General features: G+C 69.0%; 13 protein-coding genes. 5 read left to right on the top strand and 8 right to left on the bottom strand.

All coding sequences use genetic code 11. The annotated features are described in order from the left end of the window. Positions 1 to 141 precede the first annotated feature (141 nt). On the bottom strand, positions 142 to 783 hold the full coding sequence (locus VFW71_07560) for a DUF4276 family protein (GenBank protein HEU5002617.1): 642 nt from the start codon (positions 781 to 783) through the stop codon (positions 142 to 144). Further along, entirely contained in the window at positions 780 to 2,060 is a 1,281-nt protein-coding gene (locus VFW71_07555; protein HEU5002616.1) for an AAA family ATPase, read from the bottom strand. Before VFW71_07555 ends, VFW71_07560 begins: the two co-directional genes overlap by 4 nt. 411 nt (positions 2,061 to 2,471) lie before the next feature. On the opposite strand from VFW71_07555, the gene VFW71_07550 reads away from it, so the two are divergent. Next, positions 2,472 to 2,696 (top strand): helix-turn-helix domain-containing protein, encoded by a 225-nt coding sequence (locus tag VFW71_07550; GenBank protein ID HEU5002615.1) that lies wholly within the window; start codon positions 2,472 to 2,474, stop codon positions 2,694 to 2,696. Between the two features lie 380 nt (positions 2,697 to 3,076). Then, complete coding sequence (locus VFW71_07545) at positions 3,077 to 3,223, top strand: hypothetical protein (protein HEU5002614.1); 147 nt, start codon at positions 3,077 to 3,079, stop codon at positions 3,221 to 3,223. Between the two features lie 117 nt (positions 3,224 to 3,340). On the opposite strand, the gene VFW71_07540 is transcribed toward VFW71_07545, so the two are convergent. Continuing rightward, positions 3,341 to 4,450 carry an IS630 family transposase gene (locus VFW71_07540; protein HEU5002613.1) on the bottom strand — a complete coding sequence of 370 codons (1,110 nt, stop codon included), beginning with the start codon at positions 4,448 to 4,450 and terminating at the stop codon, positions 3,341 to 3,343. 47 nt (positions 4,451 to 4,497) lie between these two features. Between VFW71_07540 and VFW71_07535 the strand changes: the two genes are divergently transcribed. Together VFW71_07535 and VFW71_07530 are read left to right on the top strand one after the other, a co-directional pair. Beyond that, the gene (locus tag VFW71_07535; protein ID HEU5002612.1) at positions 4,498 to 5,418 is read left to right on the top strand and encodes a hypothetical protein; all 921 of its coding nucleotides are present in this window, start codon (positions 4,498 to 4,500) and stop codon (positions 5,416 to 5,418) included. A 219-nt stretch (positions 5,419 to 5,637) separates the two neighbouring features. Further along, positions 5,638 to 7,338: an IS1634 family transposase gene (locus tag VFW71_07530; GenBank protein ID HEU5002611.1), complete on the top strand. Its 1,701-nt coding sequence runs from the start codon at positions 5,638 to 5,640 to the stop codon at positions 7,336 to 7,338. Between the two features lie 318 nt (positions 7,339 to 7,656). Here the strand turns inward: VFW71_07530 and VFW71_07525 are convergent, their stop codons facing one another. Genes VFW71_07525 through VFW71_07505 form a run of 5 tightly spaced genes read right to left on the bottom strand, consistent with a single transcriptional unit; the run spans position 7,657 to position 12,056 of the window. Next, entirely contained in the window at positions 7,657 to 8,730 is a 1,074-nt protein-coding gene (locus tag VFW71_07525) for an LCP family protein (GenBank protein HEU5002610.1), read from the bottom strand. After that, the gene (locus VFW71_07520) at positions 8,727 to 9,440 is read right to left on the bottom strand and encodes a hypothetical protein (GenBank protein ID HEU5002609.1); all 714 of its coding nucleotides are present in this window, start codon (positions 9,438 to 9,440) and stop codon (positions 8,727 to 8,729) included. Before VFW71_07520 ends, VFW71_07525 begins: the two co-directional genes overlap by 4 nt. 50 nt (positions 9,441 to 9,490) lie before the next feature. Next, entirely contained in the window at positions 9,491 to 11,017 is a 1,527-nt protein-coding gene (gene ligD / locus VFW71_07515; protein ID HEU5002608.1) for a non-homologous end-joining DNA ligase, read from the bottom strand. After that, positions 11,018 to 11,530, bottom strand: a complete 513-nt coding sequence (locus VFW71_07510; protein HEU5002607.1) for a hypothetical protein — start codon at positions 11,528 to 11,530, stop codon at positions 11,018 to 11,020. Between the two features lie 4 nt (positions 11,531 to 11,534). Continuing rightward, the gene (locus VFW71_07505) at positions 11,535 to 12,056 is read right to left on the bottom strand and encodes a cytidine deaminase (GenBank protein HEU5002606.1); all 522 of its coding nucleotides are present in this window, start codon (positions 12,054 to 12,056) and stop codon (positions 11,535 to 11,537) included. A 112-nt stretch (positions 12,057 to 12,168) separates the two neighbouring features. Here VFW71_07505 and VFW71_07500 point away from each other — a divergent pair, with 112 nt between their 5' ends. Next, entirely contained in the window at positions 12,169 to 16,500 is a 4,332-nt protein-coding gene (locus tag VFW71_07500; GenBank protein ID HEU5002605.1) for a DEAD/DEAH box helicase, read from the top strand. Positions 16,501 to 16,505 lie beyond the last annotated feature (5 nt).

The raw sequence follows: 16,505 nt of genomic DNA, 5'->3' as shown, positions 1-16,505 counted from the left end.
GTCCATGCAGTACCCAGATGCTGCCCGGCCACTTGAAGCAGTGCCAGTACGAGGTCACGAGGTCAGGGGTTGGCGATTTTCCTCCGCAGCAGACGCCACTGCGGGTCGAAGGCGTTCTCCGCCGCCTCATAGCCAATTGGTCTATCGGCGCCGGGGCCCGGCTGGGGCGACAGGCACTCGGCTCTGTGTCTCATACTGAGCATGCTGCAACACCCTCAAAAAACGGCGAAAGCTCCGCGAGTGCGCTGCCATCTGCAAGTGATCTGCCCGTCTCAGGGTTTGGACGCCATCTTGAACTTTCGAGTAAGGCCTGCGCAATGTGGCTTGCTCTAGTATCGACTCCGCATCCAGGCCGTCAACCTGACCGCTTAGTGTGCGGGCGACTTGATTACCGATACGAAAGCGGGCCGGCTGGCTCCTTAGGGCAGCCAAATCGGCAATCACCCAGTTTTCGAATTTACGGTCCTTGACCACAACTTCGCCGACGCATACAGGGGCCAATATCGCGAGCTGCTGTCGGATCGCGGTTGCCAACTCGCCGGGACACTCCGGGCGAGTCTCTCGATCCAGCAACACGACGACACAATCTGCTCCCTTAGCCTCCAACTGGACCAACCGGCTTTTGCACGCCCGCGCTATAACAGCCGGATTGCTGTAAGGCTGAATATTAGCCTTCAATGGCTGAGTCATTAGCACCGCATCACACAATTCCTTCAGCTGCTCAAGGACAGCCGGCAGCCCGAGATATTCCGTATTCCCATCCACCACGATGCCGATCTTCAATCCGCAACGCCCGGCACGGCCTGCGGAACGAGCCCGCTGTCGAGCAGCTCAAACAGCGTCACTTTCCCCTCCCCCCACATTGTGGGGATATCAGCGTCCAGCGACGGCAATTGCTCGACACGGGTCCGTCCATCTTGTCGCCAGACGACTACCAACTCCTCCGGTTTCACATTCTCTACCATCACAGGGGAGTGCGTCGTCAAGAAGACCTGCTTCTGTGCGCTTCGACACGCTTCAACAAAGGTCCGCAAGATCCACGGATGCGTCGCGTTCTCAGGCTCCTCCACTAAAACAACTGGCGTACGAGGGTCGAGGATGGCGACAAATAAAGCCAAGCTCCGTATGGTGCCGTCGCTGACGTCCTCAGAAGACCAGTGACGCCCAACTCCCCGTTCGAAGAATTGGAGAGCCAACCGACGGTCCGGTGTGAACTCCGTACGGACGTCGTCAAGCCCTGGGACAATGCGTCGCATGGCATCGAGCACCTGAGCCCAAGCCCGAGGATCATTCTTTCGCATGTAGTCAACAACAGCGGGGAGGTTCCGGCCATGCCGATCGAGTTCGGCATTCGGCGTGGGGACGCCTGCGGCTCTGCATTCGAGTGGTTCCAGTTGAAATTCGCGGGTCGACCCCGTGGTTTCGGCAAACTGGCCGATAATGGGGTTCATGCGCTCGAAGATGCTTACCGCAAGCTCAGTCGGTCTTGTGCTCTCAACAACCGCAGTCAAGAGGTCACGATTCTCGAACGGCATTCTCCATAATAGTGGTCCCAACTCCGTCTCATCTTCCAAAGAGAAGGGCGCCGGGTCATCCGGGAAGCGTTGCCACCTTATTGAGCTGCTTTTGGATGCCCCCTGGGCTCGGGCGGCCATGTGCAATGACTCTTGCGTGACAACATAGTCTTCTCTTGCCCTTTGACTTCTCGTCGCCAAAGCAAACCGGTGCACCGCAGAGACCTCTACCACGGATGCTCGCCCCGGCGATCGATTACCAGGCCCTGGAACAATACCTTGGGCATCGAATGTGGCTTTTAATTCAAAGGATAAGGGGCGCTTAGTCCGTCGCATCCGGCGAAAGGCGATATTCTCAATACCGCCTTTCCGACTAACGGCAACCTCGAGGCCAAGCCGATAAACTTCAGCCAGGAAATCGATGGCCTCGATGAGGTTGCTCTTGCCGCCATTGTTGGGTCCGACGAGCACAGTCAGAGGTTGGGGCACCAACGTAATGTCGTATAGCGAGCGGTAACCCTGGACTTTGACATGATCAATTTTCATGGGTCTGACCCCCGACTCCCTCACCTTGGGGAGCTTTAATTAAGGCATCCCAGATTGAATGAAGACGCCCATCTCCAAGGTTTTGGTATTGAGCTGTGACCCAGCCGCTCTGCAGCATTTCACCCGGAATTTGGAGGAGAGCACTGCGTCCGACAGCGTGGAGATCTGGCAGTTCCCGACTCCCAGGAGATCGCTCGAGTGCTTCCAGGATCCGACCTTTGATCTCATCGGGCGAAGGAGGTGTAGTCATTGGGACATTTTGGCATAGGCGGGGGCCGAGGACGGGACGAGGGAGGAGGCCCGCCCGTCCCAGTCCGCTTGATTGGTTAGACCGCACCTCCAAATGACGGGCCGACAGTCCCGTCCGGGTGTTGACTCCTCGCACTGTCCATCGCCGATGAGGAGTCGCCCATGCTCATGCAGCTGAGCGTCATGGAACAGCCGTACCGGGCGGTTATGGAAGTGCGGGTGGCAGGGTTGACGGTCACCGAAGTGGCCGAGATGCACGAGGTGTCCCGCAAGACGGTCCACGAGTGGATCAACCGATACCGGGCAGGCGGAATGCCGGCGTTCGCCACGGTTCCCACCGCCCAAAGCGTCATCCGGCGCAGCTGGACGACCAGCCTCAGGCTCTGATCTGCGAGCTGGGCCAGGCCCACCGCAGTGGGGCCCGAAGCGGCTGGTCTACTTCTTGGCCAAGAGCAACGTCGATCCGGTTCCCTCGCTGTCCAGCGTGTACCGCACACTGGTGCGCAACAACCTGGTCCCCGACCGGCAACACAAGGAGGGCCGGGAGGACTGGCAGCGCTTCGAGCGGGAGCAACCGATGGAGCTCTGGCAGCATGACTTTGTCGAAGACGCCATGTTCGACGACAGCTCCACCGGCTTCATCTTGACCGGCATCGACGACCACTCCCGGTTCTGCGTCGAGGCCACGGCAGTTCGCCGGGCCAATACCCGGGCGGCGTGCGCCGGCTTCGGGGCCGCGCTGCGGGACCTACGACTGCCCGGAGGAGGTGCTCACCGACAACGGCAAGGTCTTCACCGGCCCCCCCTGGCCTGCCGAGGTGCTCTTCGAGCGCATCTGCCGGGAGAAGGGGATCGCCACCATCCACGGCCAGGATCTACAAGCCGACCACTCAGGGCAAGGGTGGAGCGCTTGAACGAGACGATGCGGGCGGAGCTGCTGTGCCTGGGTCCCTTTCGCCGACCTGGCCGCCGCACAGGGTGCCACCGACACCTGGCGCCACGAGTACAACTTCAACCGGCCCCCACCAGCCCTAGTGGTGCGTCGCGGATTTGACTTGGTCCAGTGTGGCCCGCCCTCGCCTCACCTTCTCCAGGATCTCCTCCGCGCTCTTGCGCCACAGGAAAGGCTTCGGGTCCTCATTCCAAAGCTCGACCCACAGCTTCATGGCGGCGATCAGGTCAGGGACGCTGGTGAAGGCGCCGCGGCGCAGCCGACGGTCGGTCAGCTCCCGGAACCAGCGCTCCACCAGGTTGAGCCACGACGAGGCGGTCGGGGTGTAGTGCAGGTGCCAGCGTGCCCGGCGGGGATCGGCCAGCCATTCGGTCACCTCCGGTCCCTTGCGGGCGGAGAGGTTGTCCAGCACCAGGTGGACCTCCAGCCCGGCGGGGACCGCGGCGTCGATCTGCTTGAAGAAGGCCAGGACATCGGCGCCGGTGTGGCGCTTGCGGTAGTCGGCCAGCACTTCGCCAGTGGCCACGTTCAAGGCGGCGAAGAGGTCGGTGGTGCCGTTGCGCTTGTAGTCGTGGGTCATGGTCTTGGCCCGGCCCGGCTTCACCGGCAGCGAGGGCTGGGTGCGATCAAGGGCTTGGCACTGGGTCTTCTCGTCAAAGCTGAACAACACCGCCGCCTCGGGAGGGTCGATGTACAGGCCGACGACGTCGACCAGCTTGGCCTCGAAGTCGGGGTCATTGGAGACCTTGAAGGTGTCGATCCTCCAGGGCTGCAGCTCATGGTTGCGCCAGATCCGGGCAACGGTGTCCTTGCCGACGCCCACCCGCTCGGCCAGCGCCCTGGTGCTCCAGTGGGTGGAGGTGTCGCCGGGCAGCTCGGTGCGGGTGATGTGGACCACCTTGGCGACGGTGCCCTCGGGCAGCCAGGAGCGCCGTCCCCGGCCCTTGGCGATGGCACCGACGCCGCCGACTCCCTGCTCGGTGAAGCGTTTGCGCCAGGCCGCAACCGAGTTGGTGCTCACGGCGCTGCGCCGGGCGATCTCAACGTTGGCCACTCCTTCGATGGCCCACAGCAGCGCCTGCGCCTGACGGACCTTCCGGTACGGCAACGATGTGGACCGCGCCAGGCACTCCAGGGCAGTCCGCTGTTCCTCTGTGGCGGCCACCGGGGCCGCGGTGGCATGGGGCATGGCCCGACCTTATGTCACGAAGTTATTTCAGCGACGGATCACTAGATATGGCCACGCCGGCTTCGAGGTTCCGCAGCCGCCCCGCCGCCGAGCGGGAGACGCTGCCCCTCAAGGTGTCCCCGATGCTCGAGCAGGCGCCCGCTGCGCCTCCGATGCCCGAGGCGACCATGGAGCGGACCTCGTCGCTCATCCCCGCGGCGTCGAGGACACTGCCCGTGGCCCCGGTCGACACCGACGCCATCGAGATCGACCGGGTGATCCCGGCGTCGGGGAACGTGGCGGTGCAGCGCCAGCAGATCTGGCTGGGGCCGGCCCGGGCCGAGCAGGTGGTGACACTGTGGATCGATACCACGACCATCCACGTAAGCATCGAGGGCCGACGCCTGAAGACGCTGCCTTCCCGGTTGACCGTGAGCGACCTGACCAAGCTGGGGGCGATGGGTGCCCGTCCGGCGGGGTCGCCGCCCACCGCCCCGTCTGCAGTCGAGGTGGCCCACGGGGTCGTAGTCGAGGCCGACCGGACGGTCAATGCCTGTGGGCTTGTCGGTCTCGGTCGGCATCAGTTCAACGTTGGCCATCCGCTCGCTGGCCAGCGCGTCACGTTGCGGGTACAAGCAGAGCTGATGCAGGTGATCGCCGACGGCGTGCTGTTCCGCACCATGGCGTCGCCCCTCCCCCCCGCCGACACGGTCAAAGTTTGCGGGGCGCCGCTCGGAGGGCCGCCACCGCAGCTGCGCGAGGGCCCGCTCACCGTGCAGCGCAGGGTGGCCGCCCGGGGGGCGATCATGGTCTCGAAGCAGCCGATCCAGGTCGGGATGACGCACGCCGGCCAGCTGGTGAGCGTCGAGGTCGACGACCACACCTTCACAGTGAAGAGCGAGGAGGGCGACGTCCTCAAGATCGTGGCCAGGACCACAGACAAGGAGGTGCTGCGCTTCAAGGCTTCCGGCAAGAGCCGGGTCAGCTAGAAAAGTGTCACCCATCAACTGAAGCTCTTGTGTCACCCATCATGAGGCTCAGACACTTGGGGGCGCCTAGACCGGAGTTGCTCGCCCCCGGAGCCCAACTTTGGTTCTGACAAACAGAAATTGGCCTCTAGCGGTCTGAGAATGTAGACACTAAATCCGGCTGGTCGTACCCCGGCCGTGAGAGAATGGGCCATGCCCACAAGGGATGGTCCCGTGCACGTGGCGACGACCCGTCGCCAGTACAAGGGCAAGGTCTACGAGACCCACCTCCTGCGGCGCTCCTACCGGGAGGGCGGCAAGGTGAAAAACGAGACCGTCGGCAACCTCTCCCACCTGCCCGCCGAGGCCATCGAGCTCATCCGGGGCCAGCTGGCGGGCAAGACCTACGTCGAGGCGGATGCTGCCTTCCAGGTCACCCGCTCGCTGCCCCACGGCCACGTGGCGGCGGTGTGGTCGCGTGCCCGCTCGCTCGGCCTGCCCGGGCTGCTCGGCCCGGCGGGGCCCGAGCGGGACCTGGCCATGGCGCTGATCGTGGCCCGGGTGTGCGCCCCGGCCTCCAAGCTGGCCACCACCCGGTGGTGGGTGGACACCACCCTGGCCCCGGACCTCGGCATCGAGACCGCCTCGACCGACCGCCTGTACCGGGCGATGGACTGGCTGGTCGCCCGCCAGGGGTCGATCGAGTCGGCGCTCGCCGCCCGCCACCTGGCCCCGGGAGCGCTGGTGTACTACGACCTGTCCTCGTCGTGGCTGGAGGGATCGCACTGCCCCCTGGCCGCCCGGGGCTACTCCCGCGACGGCAAAGCCGGCCGGACCCAGATCGAGTACGGCCTGCTGACCAACGACGCCGGCTGCCCGGTGGCGGTCGAGGTCTTCCCGGGCAACACCGCCGATCCCACCGCCTTCGTCTCGGCGGTGGAGACGGTGCGCTCCCGCCTCAGCCTGGAGCGGGTGGTGATGGTGGGCGACCGGGGCATGATCACCTCCGCCCGCATCGCCGCCCTCCGGGAGCTGGGCGGCATGGGCTGGGTCAGCTCGCTGCGCTCCCCGGTGATCAAGAAGCTCGCCCGGGCGGGGGCGGTGCAGATCTCGCTGTTCGACGAGGCCAACCTGGCTGAGATCGCCCACCCCGACTTCCCCGACGAGCGCCTGGTGGCGTGCCGCAACCCGGCGCTGGCCTCCGAGCGGGCCCGCAAGCGGGAGGAGCTGCTGGCCGCCACCGAGGCCGCCCTGGAGCGCATCGCCACCTCCGTGGCCGCCGGCCGGCTGGTGGGAGCCGACCGCATCGGCATTGCCGTGGGCAAGGTCGTCGGCCGCCACAAGGTCGCCAAGCACTTCCAGCTCAGCATCGGCGAGGATCACTTCAGCTACGCCCGCAGGGCTGAGGAGATCGCCGCCGAGGCCGCCCTGGACGGCATCTACGTGGTGCGTACCAGCGTGGACGCCGCCACCCTGTCCGCTGCCCAGGTGGTGGCCGCCTACAAGGCACTGGCCAACGTGGAGCAGGACTTCCGCAGCCTGAAGGCGGTCGACATCGACCTGCGACCGATCTTCCACCGCCTGGATGAGCGGGTGCGCGCCCACGTGCTCATCTGCATGCTGGCCGGCTACCTGGTGTGGCACCTGCGCCAGGACTGGGCGCCGCTGTGCTTCACCGACGAGGAGCCCTCCACCCCCGCCGACCCGGTCGCCCCGGCGCAGCGCTCGGCCGCCGCCGGGCGCAAGGCCTCCTCCCAGCGCATCGCCGGCGGCGAGCCCGCCCACAGCTTCGCCACCCTGCTCACCCACCTGGCCACGCTCACCCGCAACCGGATCGCGCTGGCGGGCGGGGTGGAATTCGACAAGCTCGCCATCCCGACCGCCACCCAGCGCCAGGCCTTCGACCTCATCGGCTCGGCCATCCCCACGGTGCTCAAATGAGCTGTAGACAGAACGCTCGGCCCTTCAAAAGACAAACCCCCTGCTCAGCAAGGGGTTTGTTCACGTTCCGCCGAGCAACTCCGGCCTAGCGGACGGACCTGATTCCGCGTGAAAGCGGCCCGATGGCCGCTCTTTTATAAGCGTTCATGGACCCACGTGGGGTGAAGTTCGGAGGTGGGGCACAAAAGCCGTGCCCAGGGCGGCTTTTGTTGCGTGCTTCGAGGTCTCACGCACGTTTGCGGTGCGGGGCTGATCAGGCGGTTTCCGCGTGATCCCCGAGGCGATCTTCTCGCCCGCCGGCGGCCCGAAAAACCCCGCCTACTCGTTGGGCGGGATCTCCCAGTTCACCCCCATGAAGCACTGCGCCCCCGGGGGCAGGGTGCCGTCCTTCACCACCTGGCCGAAGATCGCCTGGTTGGAGGCCGCCGGGATCTCGACATCGGCCCCCCCGATCATCTGGCCGTTGCCGAGCAGGGTGCAGGACTGCAGGTCGGCCGGCTTGAGCTGGCGAGCGATCAGGCCCCACTGGATCAGCGTGGGCAGGGGCACGTTGAACTGGACATGCTGGCGGCCGTACTTGATGAGCGCCAGCAGGTAGCTCAGGTCCGACCCGGCCGACCCGAAGTGGTTGAAGCCCGACAAGATGATCTGGGCCTGGTCGGTCGTGCGGCCGAAGTCCCCGCCCGGGGCGCTGTCGCGTTCCCGGGCGAAGGCGAGCAGGTCGCCGCCCAGCATGTGGTAGTCGCCCGGGTTGAAGTTGGCCCCGGTGTCGGCCGGGTTGTAGAGCCGGGTGTACACGTGGACGTCGAGGCCGCCGATCTCGTCGATCACCTGCACGAACTGGTTGAAGTTGGTGTCGGCGAAGTACTGCACCGGGATGCCGGTATAGGAGCGGAGCACGGCGAGGCCCTGGGCGAAGCCGTTGGCCCGGCAGATGTCGGTGATCTTGTGGCCCTGCAGGTAGGTGTCCCGGGGGACGTTGATGATGGTGCCGTGCATCGTCCCGGGGTTGAGCACCACGATATGGATGGCGTCGCACCCGCCGCCCGCCCCGGGGGCGCCCCGGCGCACGTCGCTGCCCATGACGGCGAAGTAGATGAGGCCGTTGGCCGGCGTCGGGTACAGGGCGTGCCCGTTGGCCACCGAGCCGGCGGTGAAGGTGGGGGAGGGGACCGGTGCCTGCGAGTGGGCGGCCTGCTCGATACCCGCCCCGAGTCCCCAGAACAGCACGGTGGAGGCCGCCAGCATGGCGAGCGCCGGCCGCAGGGTGAGGCGCCGGCGGGGTCGTGGGGTGGGTCGGGGGGCGGCGGTCAGGCTGGCAGCCGGGGGCACCCCGGCAAGCAGCGACCGGTCCGGGCGGGGTGCCGGGCGGGCTCCCCGGGTGCGCGTCATGCCGTTGCCCCGATCGGGCCGTTGTAGCTGGCTGAGCCGGCGACCCCGGCGTAGGAGCTGGTGATGTCGTAGCCGGCGATCTGGGCGGTGCTGCCCGAGATCTGGACCATGAACTGGGCGCTCTGCAGGATCTGGACCGCCGGCCCGCCGCCCGAGGGCTTGCCGGTGCCCTCGAACCGGGTCGTGACGGTGGCGAAACTCGCCGACCCGTCGGGCTCGATCAGCACCGACACTTCCCCGGCGCTCTGCTTGGTGGGGTCCACCCGGGAGATCTGGTTGGCCAGCCCCCCGAGCGTCAGGACCGGCAGGTTGGCGGCCACGCTCCCGGCGGCGTCCTGGGTGAAGAGGCCGGACAGCGAGGGGAATGTCCCGCCGCCCCACTGGGCGGGCTGGAGGAAGGCATCGTTGTAGTAGGTGTCCATCAGGTTGATCACCTGCTTCGCGGCGGCATTGGCAGCCTCGTTGGCCGAGGACCGGTCCTGGGCGTCCACCGGCTTCACGCCCGAGGCGGAGAAGTTGGCCTGGGGCGGCGCGGTGGAGGAAGGGGAGGGCTTGGCAGAGGCCTTCCCCGGGGGCGTGCGCGAGGTAGCCGAGCCCGAAGCCGCTGGCTTCTTGCTGCTGGAACAGGCGGCCAGGAGCAGGCCAACGAGCAGGAGGGCAAGCGCGGTGCCCGCGCCCCGGCGGGCGGCAAAGGGGAGGGAGAAGGGCATGTGAGGGCTCATTCTGCTCACATCGGGAGTGCTTGATTCAACTGCAGGCCTCATCGCTGCCCAGCCGGGCGGGCGGCCGCCTGCAGCTCGGCGAAGGTGCACTCGGCGGGGGTCTTGTCCTCCCGGAGGCCCTTGAACGACGGGGCGCGGAACTTGCCCGCCGAGGTGAGCTCCCGGAACTCGACCATCGCCACCAGCTCGGGGCGCACCCAGGACGCACCCGGGGCGTGGGAGCGCAGCTCGGCGGTGGAGGCCGTCGAGAACGGCGAGGTGTCGGAGCGGAGCTCCTGGAGCCGGGCGAGCAGGCTGGCCAGGGTCCGCTCGGTGAAACCGGTGCCCACCGAGCCGACGAAGCGCAGCGCATCGCCCTCATAGGTGCCGACCAGGAGGGCGCCGATCGAGGCGTCGCGGTTGCCCTGCCCCGGGCTCCACCCGCCGATGACGACGTCGGCGTCGTAGGTCGTCTTGACCTTCAGCCAGTTCTGGCTGCGCCGCCCGAGCTCGTAGGGGGACTGCCGGCGCTTGGCGACGATCCCCTCCAGCCCGAGGCGCTCGGCGGCGGCGTACAGGGCCACACCGTTGCCGGGCACCGAGGTGGAGAGCTGCAGGACGTCGTTGGCGACGACGGTCTCCTCCAGGAGGCGGCGGCGCTCGTCGAAGGGGAGGGCCACCAGGCTGCGGCCGTCGAGGTACAGCAGGTCGAAGACGACGTAGGACACCGGGATGGCCTTGGACAGGCGGGCGATGTCGTGCTCGTTGCGGACATGCATCCGGCGCTGCAGGCGTTCGAAGCTGGGCCGGCCCTGCTCCATCGCCACGATCTCGCCGTCGAGGATGGCGTCCAGGGCCACCAGGCGCTCGTGCACCTTGTGGAGCTCGGGATAGGCGACGGTGATGTCGGCGGTGTTGCGGGACAGCAGCTGGGTGGTCTCGCCGCACACCCCCAGCGCCCGGACGCCGTCGAGCTTGGGCTCGAAGGACCACGCCTCGTCGTCGAAGGCCTGGGCGGTGAGGGTGGCGAGCATGGGCTTGGGCGGGGGGGCAGGTTCGGGGGCCGGGCGGTGCCATTCCCGCAGCATCGCCAGCCACTGCTCCTTGCCGGCGTTGGCTCCCGAGTTCGGTTTGGTGCGCACCAGGTGGTAGGTGGCCTGCAGGCGGCGGCCCCGGAGGCGGAAGGTGAGCTTGCCCTCCTTCTGCTCGAGGAGGTCGTAGGGGCCGGCGTCGAAGATGCGCACCTCGCCGGCGCCGTAGTTCCCCGCCGGGATGGTGCCCGAGAAACCGCCGTAGTCGAAGGGGTGGTCCTCGACCTTGACGGCCAGGTGCTTCTCACCTGGGTGCAGGGGCAGGTTCTTGGGGACCGCCCAGGAGACCAGCACCGGCGTGGCCCCGTTGCGCATCTCGAGGCGCAGGTCGAAGTGCAGCCGGGTGGCGAAGTGCTGGTGGATGACGAAGGTCTCGCCCGGGGGCGCCGTGGCCGGGTCGACGTTGCCGGCAACCTCGGGGGGCGGCTCGGGCGTGGCGTCGAACGAGCGCTTGCCGGCGTAATCGCGCTCGCCGGCGCCTGTCTCGCCCGCCATCTACTGCACCACGATCGAGACGATGAGAAAGACGGCGTACAGGGCGAACGACAGCGAGGTGAACAGGCGGGCGGCCGCCAGCATCTTCACCCGGGCGATGGTGACCGTGAGGAAGTCGTCCAGGTAGGTCGCCTCCGGGTGCGTGGCCGTGACGTGGTCGAACTGCAGGCGCGAGGTGGCGAGGGCCAGCAGGATGGCGAGCGATCCGGTGACGACCGCCGCCAGTGCCGGGATCTTGATGAGCGGGTGGGCCTTGACGCCCACCTTCTGGCTGACCGTGGCGATGAAGGTCACGATGCCGAGTGACAGCACGTTGACCGCCAGCAGGGTGTTGGCCTTGGCATCCACGATGCTCAGCCGGTTGTAGAGGTACATCAGGGCATCCAGGTGGTTCTCCCCGGACTTCGATTGGATGTAGCCGAGGTGCTGGGTGTCCTCCACGAGGGCCGGGGAGCCGGGACCGGCGAACCACCGGACCATGTGGCCTTCGAACCAGCCGAAAGGTGACCGCACGGCGTCACTCCGGCATGCCCGGCGTCGATGCGGGGCCGGCATCGGGCGTTGCTTCGAAGTCGAAGGCCTTGGGCAGCAGCTCGGGTGCCCGGGCGGTGACTACGGTGAGCGGGGACCCCCAGAGGAAGGACACCTCGCTCCCCGGGCCGAGTTCGAGGATGGCCTGCCGGCACGCCCCGCACGGGCTGCAGGCGACCGGCTTGGGGCCTTCCGGACCGTCCTGGATGGCCACCAGGGTGAGCGTCTCGATCTGCTCCCCGGTGTCCCGCCCCAGCACGTAGGCGGCGAGGGCATCCCGCTCGGCACACGTCCCCAGCGGGTAGGAGACGTTCTCCACGTTGCACCCGGCGAAATGGCGCCCGGCATCGGTCACGACCACCGCCCCGACCTGGAACCGGGAGTACGGGGCATAGGCCTGCCGGGCGGCCGCGAGGGCCTCGGCGACGAGCGGTCCGAGGTCTTCCCGGCCGCTGCGCACCAGGACCGCGCCGGCGGACCCCTCGAGATCGGTACCCGCGGTGCTCACCGGCACATTCTCCCGGAACCGGTGGGCGCCCGCGCGCCGGGAGGCCGCGCCCGGCGCAGCATCACGAACCGGCCGGCTGGCTCCCACCCCGGTGGTAGCGTGGTTCGCAGGTATGGCCCTCCCGGAGTTCCACCCCCTGGTCGCTCGCTGGTTCGCCGAGACCTTCGGCCAGCCCACGCCCGCCCAGGACGCCGGGTGGGGGGCCATCGCCGCCGGGCAGGACACCCTCATCGCCGCCCCCACCGGGTCGGGCAAGACGCTGGCCGCCTTCCTGTGGGCGATCAACGGTCTCGTCGCCCGGGCAGCCGAGGGCACGCTGACCGACGCCACCCAGGTGGTCTACGTCTCGCCCCTCAAGGCCCTGGGCAATGACATCCACAAGAACCTCACCCAGCCCCTGGCGGCCATCCGCCACCTCGCCGAGGAGGCGGGCACCCCGCTGCCCGAGATCCGGGTGGCGGTGCGCTCGGGCGACACCCCGGCCGCCGAGCGCAACCTCATGGTCCGCCGTCCGCCGCACATCCTCATCACCACGCCGGAGTCGTTCTACATCCTCCTGACCGCCGAGCGGAGCCGGGCGATCCTCGCCTCGGCGACCACGGTGATCGTAGACGAGATCCACGCGGTGGCGGGCGACAAGCGGGGCGCCCACCTGGCCCTCAGCCTGGAGCGCCTCGACCTCCTCCCGGGGGGCCGGCGCCAGCGCATCGGGCTCAGCGCCACCCAGAAGCCCATCGATGAGGTCGCCCGCCTGCTGATCGGCAGCGACCGCACGAAAAAAGATGGGACCCCGGACTGCGCCATCATCGACGTCGGCCACCGCCGGGACTGGGAGTTGCACATCCACGTGCCCAGCGACCCGCTCGGACCCATCGCCAGCCACGAGCTGTGGGCCGAGGTCTACGACGCCATGGTCTCGCTGGTCGACCAGCACCGCAGCACCCTCATCTTCGTGAACACCCGCAAGCTGGTCGAGCGGGTGACCCACCAGCTCTCGGCCCGCCTCGGCGAAGGGAAGGTCGCCGCCCACCACGGCAGCCTCTCCCGCACGCTGCGCCTGCAGGCCGAGGAAGGTCTCAAAACCGGCTCGCTCAAGGCGGTGGTGGCCACCGCCTCGCTGGAGCTGGGTATCGATATCGGCCACGTCGACCTCGTCTGCCATGTGGGCGCCCCCCGGGCGCTGGCGACGCTGCTGCAGCGGATCGGCCGCTCGGGGCACTGGCTGGGCGGGACGCCCAAGGGTGTCCTGTTCCCCCTGACCCGGGACGACCTGGTGCAGTGCGGGGCCTCGATCATGGCTGCCCGGGCGGGGGAGCTGGACCACGTGATCATGCCCGCCAAGCCGTTGGACATCCTCGCCCAGCAGATCGTCGCCACCGCGGCCACGGGGTCGGTGCCGGAGGAGTCGCTGTGGGCGATGGCCAAGCGGGCGTACCCCTACCGGGACCTGACCCGGCGGGAGTTCGACGAGATCGTCGAGATGCTCTCCGAGGGCTTCTCGACCCGCCGGGGGCGGGCCAGCGCCCACCTGCACCGGGACCAGGTCAACGGTGTGGTGTCCGGCCGGCGGGGTGCCCGGCTGGCGGCCATCACCAGCGGGGGAGCCATCCCGGACACCGCCGACTACGACGTCATCGCCGAGCCCGAGGAGGTGTTCATCGGCAAGCTCAACGAGGACTTCGCCATCGAGAGCTCGGCGGGCGACGTGTTCCTGTTGGGCAACACCTCGTGGCGGATCCGGCGGGTGGAGTCCGGCAAGGTGCGGGTGATCGATGCCCAGGGGGCGCCGCCCACCATCCCGTTCTGGATCGGCGAGGCGCCCGCCCGCACCGCCGAGCTGTCCAAAGCGGTGGCCGATCTGCGGGCCGGGGTGGCCGCCCGCCTGCCAGACCCGGCGGAGGCCAGGGCCTGGCTGTGGGAGGCCGCCTCGGTGCCCGAGGCCGGCGCCCGCCAGATCATCGACTACATCGCCGAGACCGTCGCCGCCCTGGGGGTCGTGCCGACCCAGGACACCATCGTCGCCGAGCGCTTCTTCGACGAGGGCGGCGGGATGCAGCTGGTGCTCCACACCCCGTTCGGAGGCCGAGTCAACCGGGCCTGGGGCCTGGCGCTGCGCAAGCGCTTCTGCGTCAACTTCGACTTCGAGCTGCAGGCGGCGGCGACCGACGACGGCCTCGTGCTGTCGCTCGGCGAGCAGCACAGCTTCCCGCTTGATTCGGTCTTCGCCTTCCTCCGCCCGGCCACCCTGCGGGACACCCTGATCCAGGCGGTGCTGCCCTCGCCGATGTTCGGCAACCGGTGGCGCTGGAACGCCACCCGGGCGTTGGCGCTCCTGCGCCGCACCGGCGGCCGCAAGGTGCCCCCCGCCATCCTGCGGATGCGCTCCGACGACCTGCTGGCGGCGGTGTTCCCCGACCAGGTCGCCTGCCAGGAGAACCGGGCCGGGCCGATCATCCCGCCCGACCACCCGCTGGTGAACGAGACCATCCGCAACTGCCTGCAGGAGGCGATGGACCTCGAGGCGCTGACCGAGCTGGTGCGGGCCATGGAGCGGGGCGACGTGAAGGCGGTGGCGGTGGAGACGCCCGCCCCCTCGCCGATGAGCCACGAGATCCTCAACGCCAACCCCTACGCCTTCCTGGACGACGCCCCGCTGGAGGAGCGCCGGGCCCGGGCGGTGGCGCTGCGCCGCACCGATCCCGAGCTGGGCCAGGGGGCGGGGGCGCTGTCCCCGTCGGCGATCCAAGAGGTCCGGGAGGACGCCTGGCCCGACGTCCGGGATCCCAACGAGCTGCACGACGTCCTCTTGTCGGTGGGGCTGTTGACCGACGGCATGACGGATGGGATGGGGGCCTCGTGGGCAGAATTTGTCACCGACCTGGCCGCCACCGGGCGGGTGCGGCGGGCCACCTGGGCGCTCGACGGTGCCGCACGGTCCGGCGCGGTGGCCACTGAACGGGTGGCGCTGCTCCAGGCCGCCATTCCAGGCGTCGAGATCGACGGGCCCGGGCTCGAAGTCGCCGGGAAGGTCTGGGACCGGGACGGTGCCACCGCCAGCATCGTGAACGGCTGGCTGCAGCTGCTGGGGCCGGTGACTGCCGCCGACCTGGCTGGCCGCCTGGGCCTGGCGGTGGCCGAGGTGGACCGGGCCCTCTTGGCCATCGAAGGCACCGGTGCCATCCTGCGGGGCCACTTCACGCAAGAAACCGGCGAAGCCTTGGCGGAGCGCCGGGGAGACACCTCGGTCGAGTGGTGCGACCGCCGGCTCCTGTCCCGCATCCACCGCCTGACCCTGCGCCGCCTGCGGGCCGAGATCGAGCCGGTCACCCCGGCGGTCTTCCTCAAGTTCCTGCTGCGCTGGGGCCACGTCGCCCCGGGCACCCAGCTCCACGGCAAGGATGGCCTGACCCGGGTCCTGGAGCAGCTCCAGGGCCTGGAGCTGCCCGCCCCGGCGTGGGAGGAGCGGGTGCTGCCCGCCCGGATCAAGCGCTACGACCCCGCCGACCTCGAGCACCTCTGCCTTTCGGGCGTCGTTGCCTGGGGCCGGCTGAACCCTTCCTGCGATGAGGAGCCCGCCGACGATCCCGGCGCCGGCGCCCCGCGGGCCCGGCGGGCCGGGCCGGTGCGCAACAGCCCGCTCGCCTTCGTCCTGCGGGAGGATCTCGAGGCGTTCCTGGCCCCCGCCGACGAGCACGCGCTGGCGGGCCGGCTGGACGCTGCCGCCCGGGAGGTGGCCGAGTGGCTGGCGGCCCGGGGTGCCTCCTTCCTCACCGACATCGCCAAGGGGACCGGCCGGATGCTGTCCGAGGTGGAGGACGCCCTCTGGGACCTGGTGGCGGTCGGGCTGGTCAGCGGCGACGGGGTCGCCGGGCTCCGTCTCCTGCTCGGGCGCAACAAGCCGGCACCCCGCCACACCCGGCTGCGGTCGGTGCCCGGCGCGATGGGCGGCCGCAGCCGGCCCCTGCCGGTGGGCCGATGGTCCCTCTGGCGGGGCGAGACTGCCGAGATGTCGCCGGACGAGCGCACCGACCGGGCGGCCCGCCAGCTGCTCCGGCGCTACGGGGTCGTCTTCCGGGACGTCCTGGCCCGGGAGCGCACCGTGCCGCCCTGGCGGGACCTGCTGCCGGTGTACCGGCGCATGGAGGCCCGGGGCGAGATCCGGGGGGGCCGCTTCGTCACCGGCTTCATCGGCGAGCAGTTCGCCCTGCCCGAGGCGGTGGACTCCCTCCGGGCGGTGCGCCGTGCGGGCGACGACAACGAGACGCTCATCCTCCCCGCCTCCGACCCGCTCAACCTGGCGGGCATCCTCGTGCCCGGCACCCGGCTATCGCCCTTCTCGACGCTGGCGGTGGCCTACCGCAACGGGTCGGCGGTCGACGTGGGGCCGCTCGGGACCCTGCGTGCCCGCCTGTGGGGGGCGCCGGAGTCGGCCTCGACCTCGTAGAAACC

The sequence above is a fragment of the Actinomycetota bacterium genome (assembly GCA_035765775.1).
GTDB lineage: Bacteria > Actinomycetota > CADDZG01 > JAHWKV01 > JAOPZY01 > DASTWV01.
The sequence above is the reverse complement of the archived record's forward strand: the minus strand, read 5'-3'. Positions and strand labels throughout refer to the sequence as shown.

What these genes read in the sequence shown, in the direction of transcription:
- VFW71_07535 (HEU5002612.1), top strand. Translation starts at nt 4,498, where the DNA reads ATGGCCACGCCGGCTTCGAGGTTCCGCAGCCGCCCCGCCGCCGAGCGG.
- VFW71_07525 (HEU5002610.1), bottom strand. Translation starts at nt 8,730, where the DNA reads ATGACGCGCACCCGGGGAGCCCGCCCGGCACCCCGCCCGGACCGGTCG.
- ligD (HEU5002608.1), bottom strand. Translation starts at nt 11,017, where the DNA reads ATGGCGGGCGAGACAGGCGCCGGCGAGCGCGATTACGCCGGCAAGCGC.
- VFW71_07550 (HEU5002615.1), top strand. Translation starts at nt 2,472, where the DNA reads ATGCTCATGCAGCTGAGCGTCATGGAACAGCCGTACCGGGCGGTTATG.
- VFW71_07500 (HEU5002605.1), top strand. Translation starts at nt 12,169, where the DNA reads ATGGCCCTCCCGGAGTTCCACCCCCTGGTCGCTCGCTGGTTCGCCGAG.
- VFW71_07540 (HEU5002613.1), bottom strand. Translation starts at nt 4,450, where the DNA reads ATGCCCCATGCCACCGCGGCCCCGGTGGCCGCCACAGAGGAACAGCGG.
- VFW71_07520 (HEU5002609.1), bottom strand. Translation starts at nt 9,440, where the DNA reads ATGCCCTTCTCCCTCCCCTTTGCCGCCCGCCGGGGCGCGGGCACCGCG.
- VFW71_07555 (HEU5002616.1), bottom strand. Translation starts at nt 2,060, where the DNA reads ATGAAAATTGATCATGTCAAAGTCCAGGGTTACCGCTCGCTATACGAC.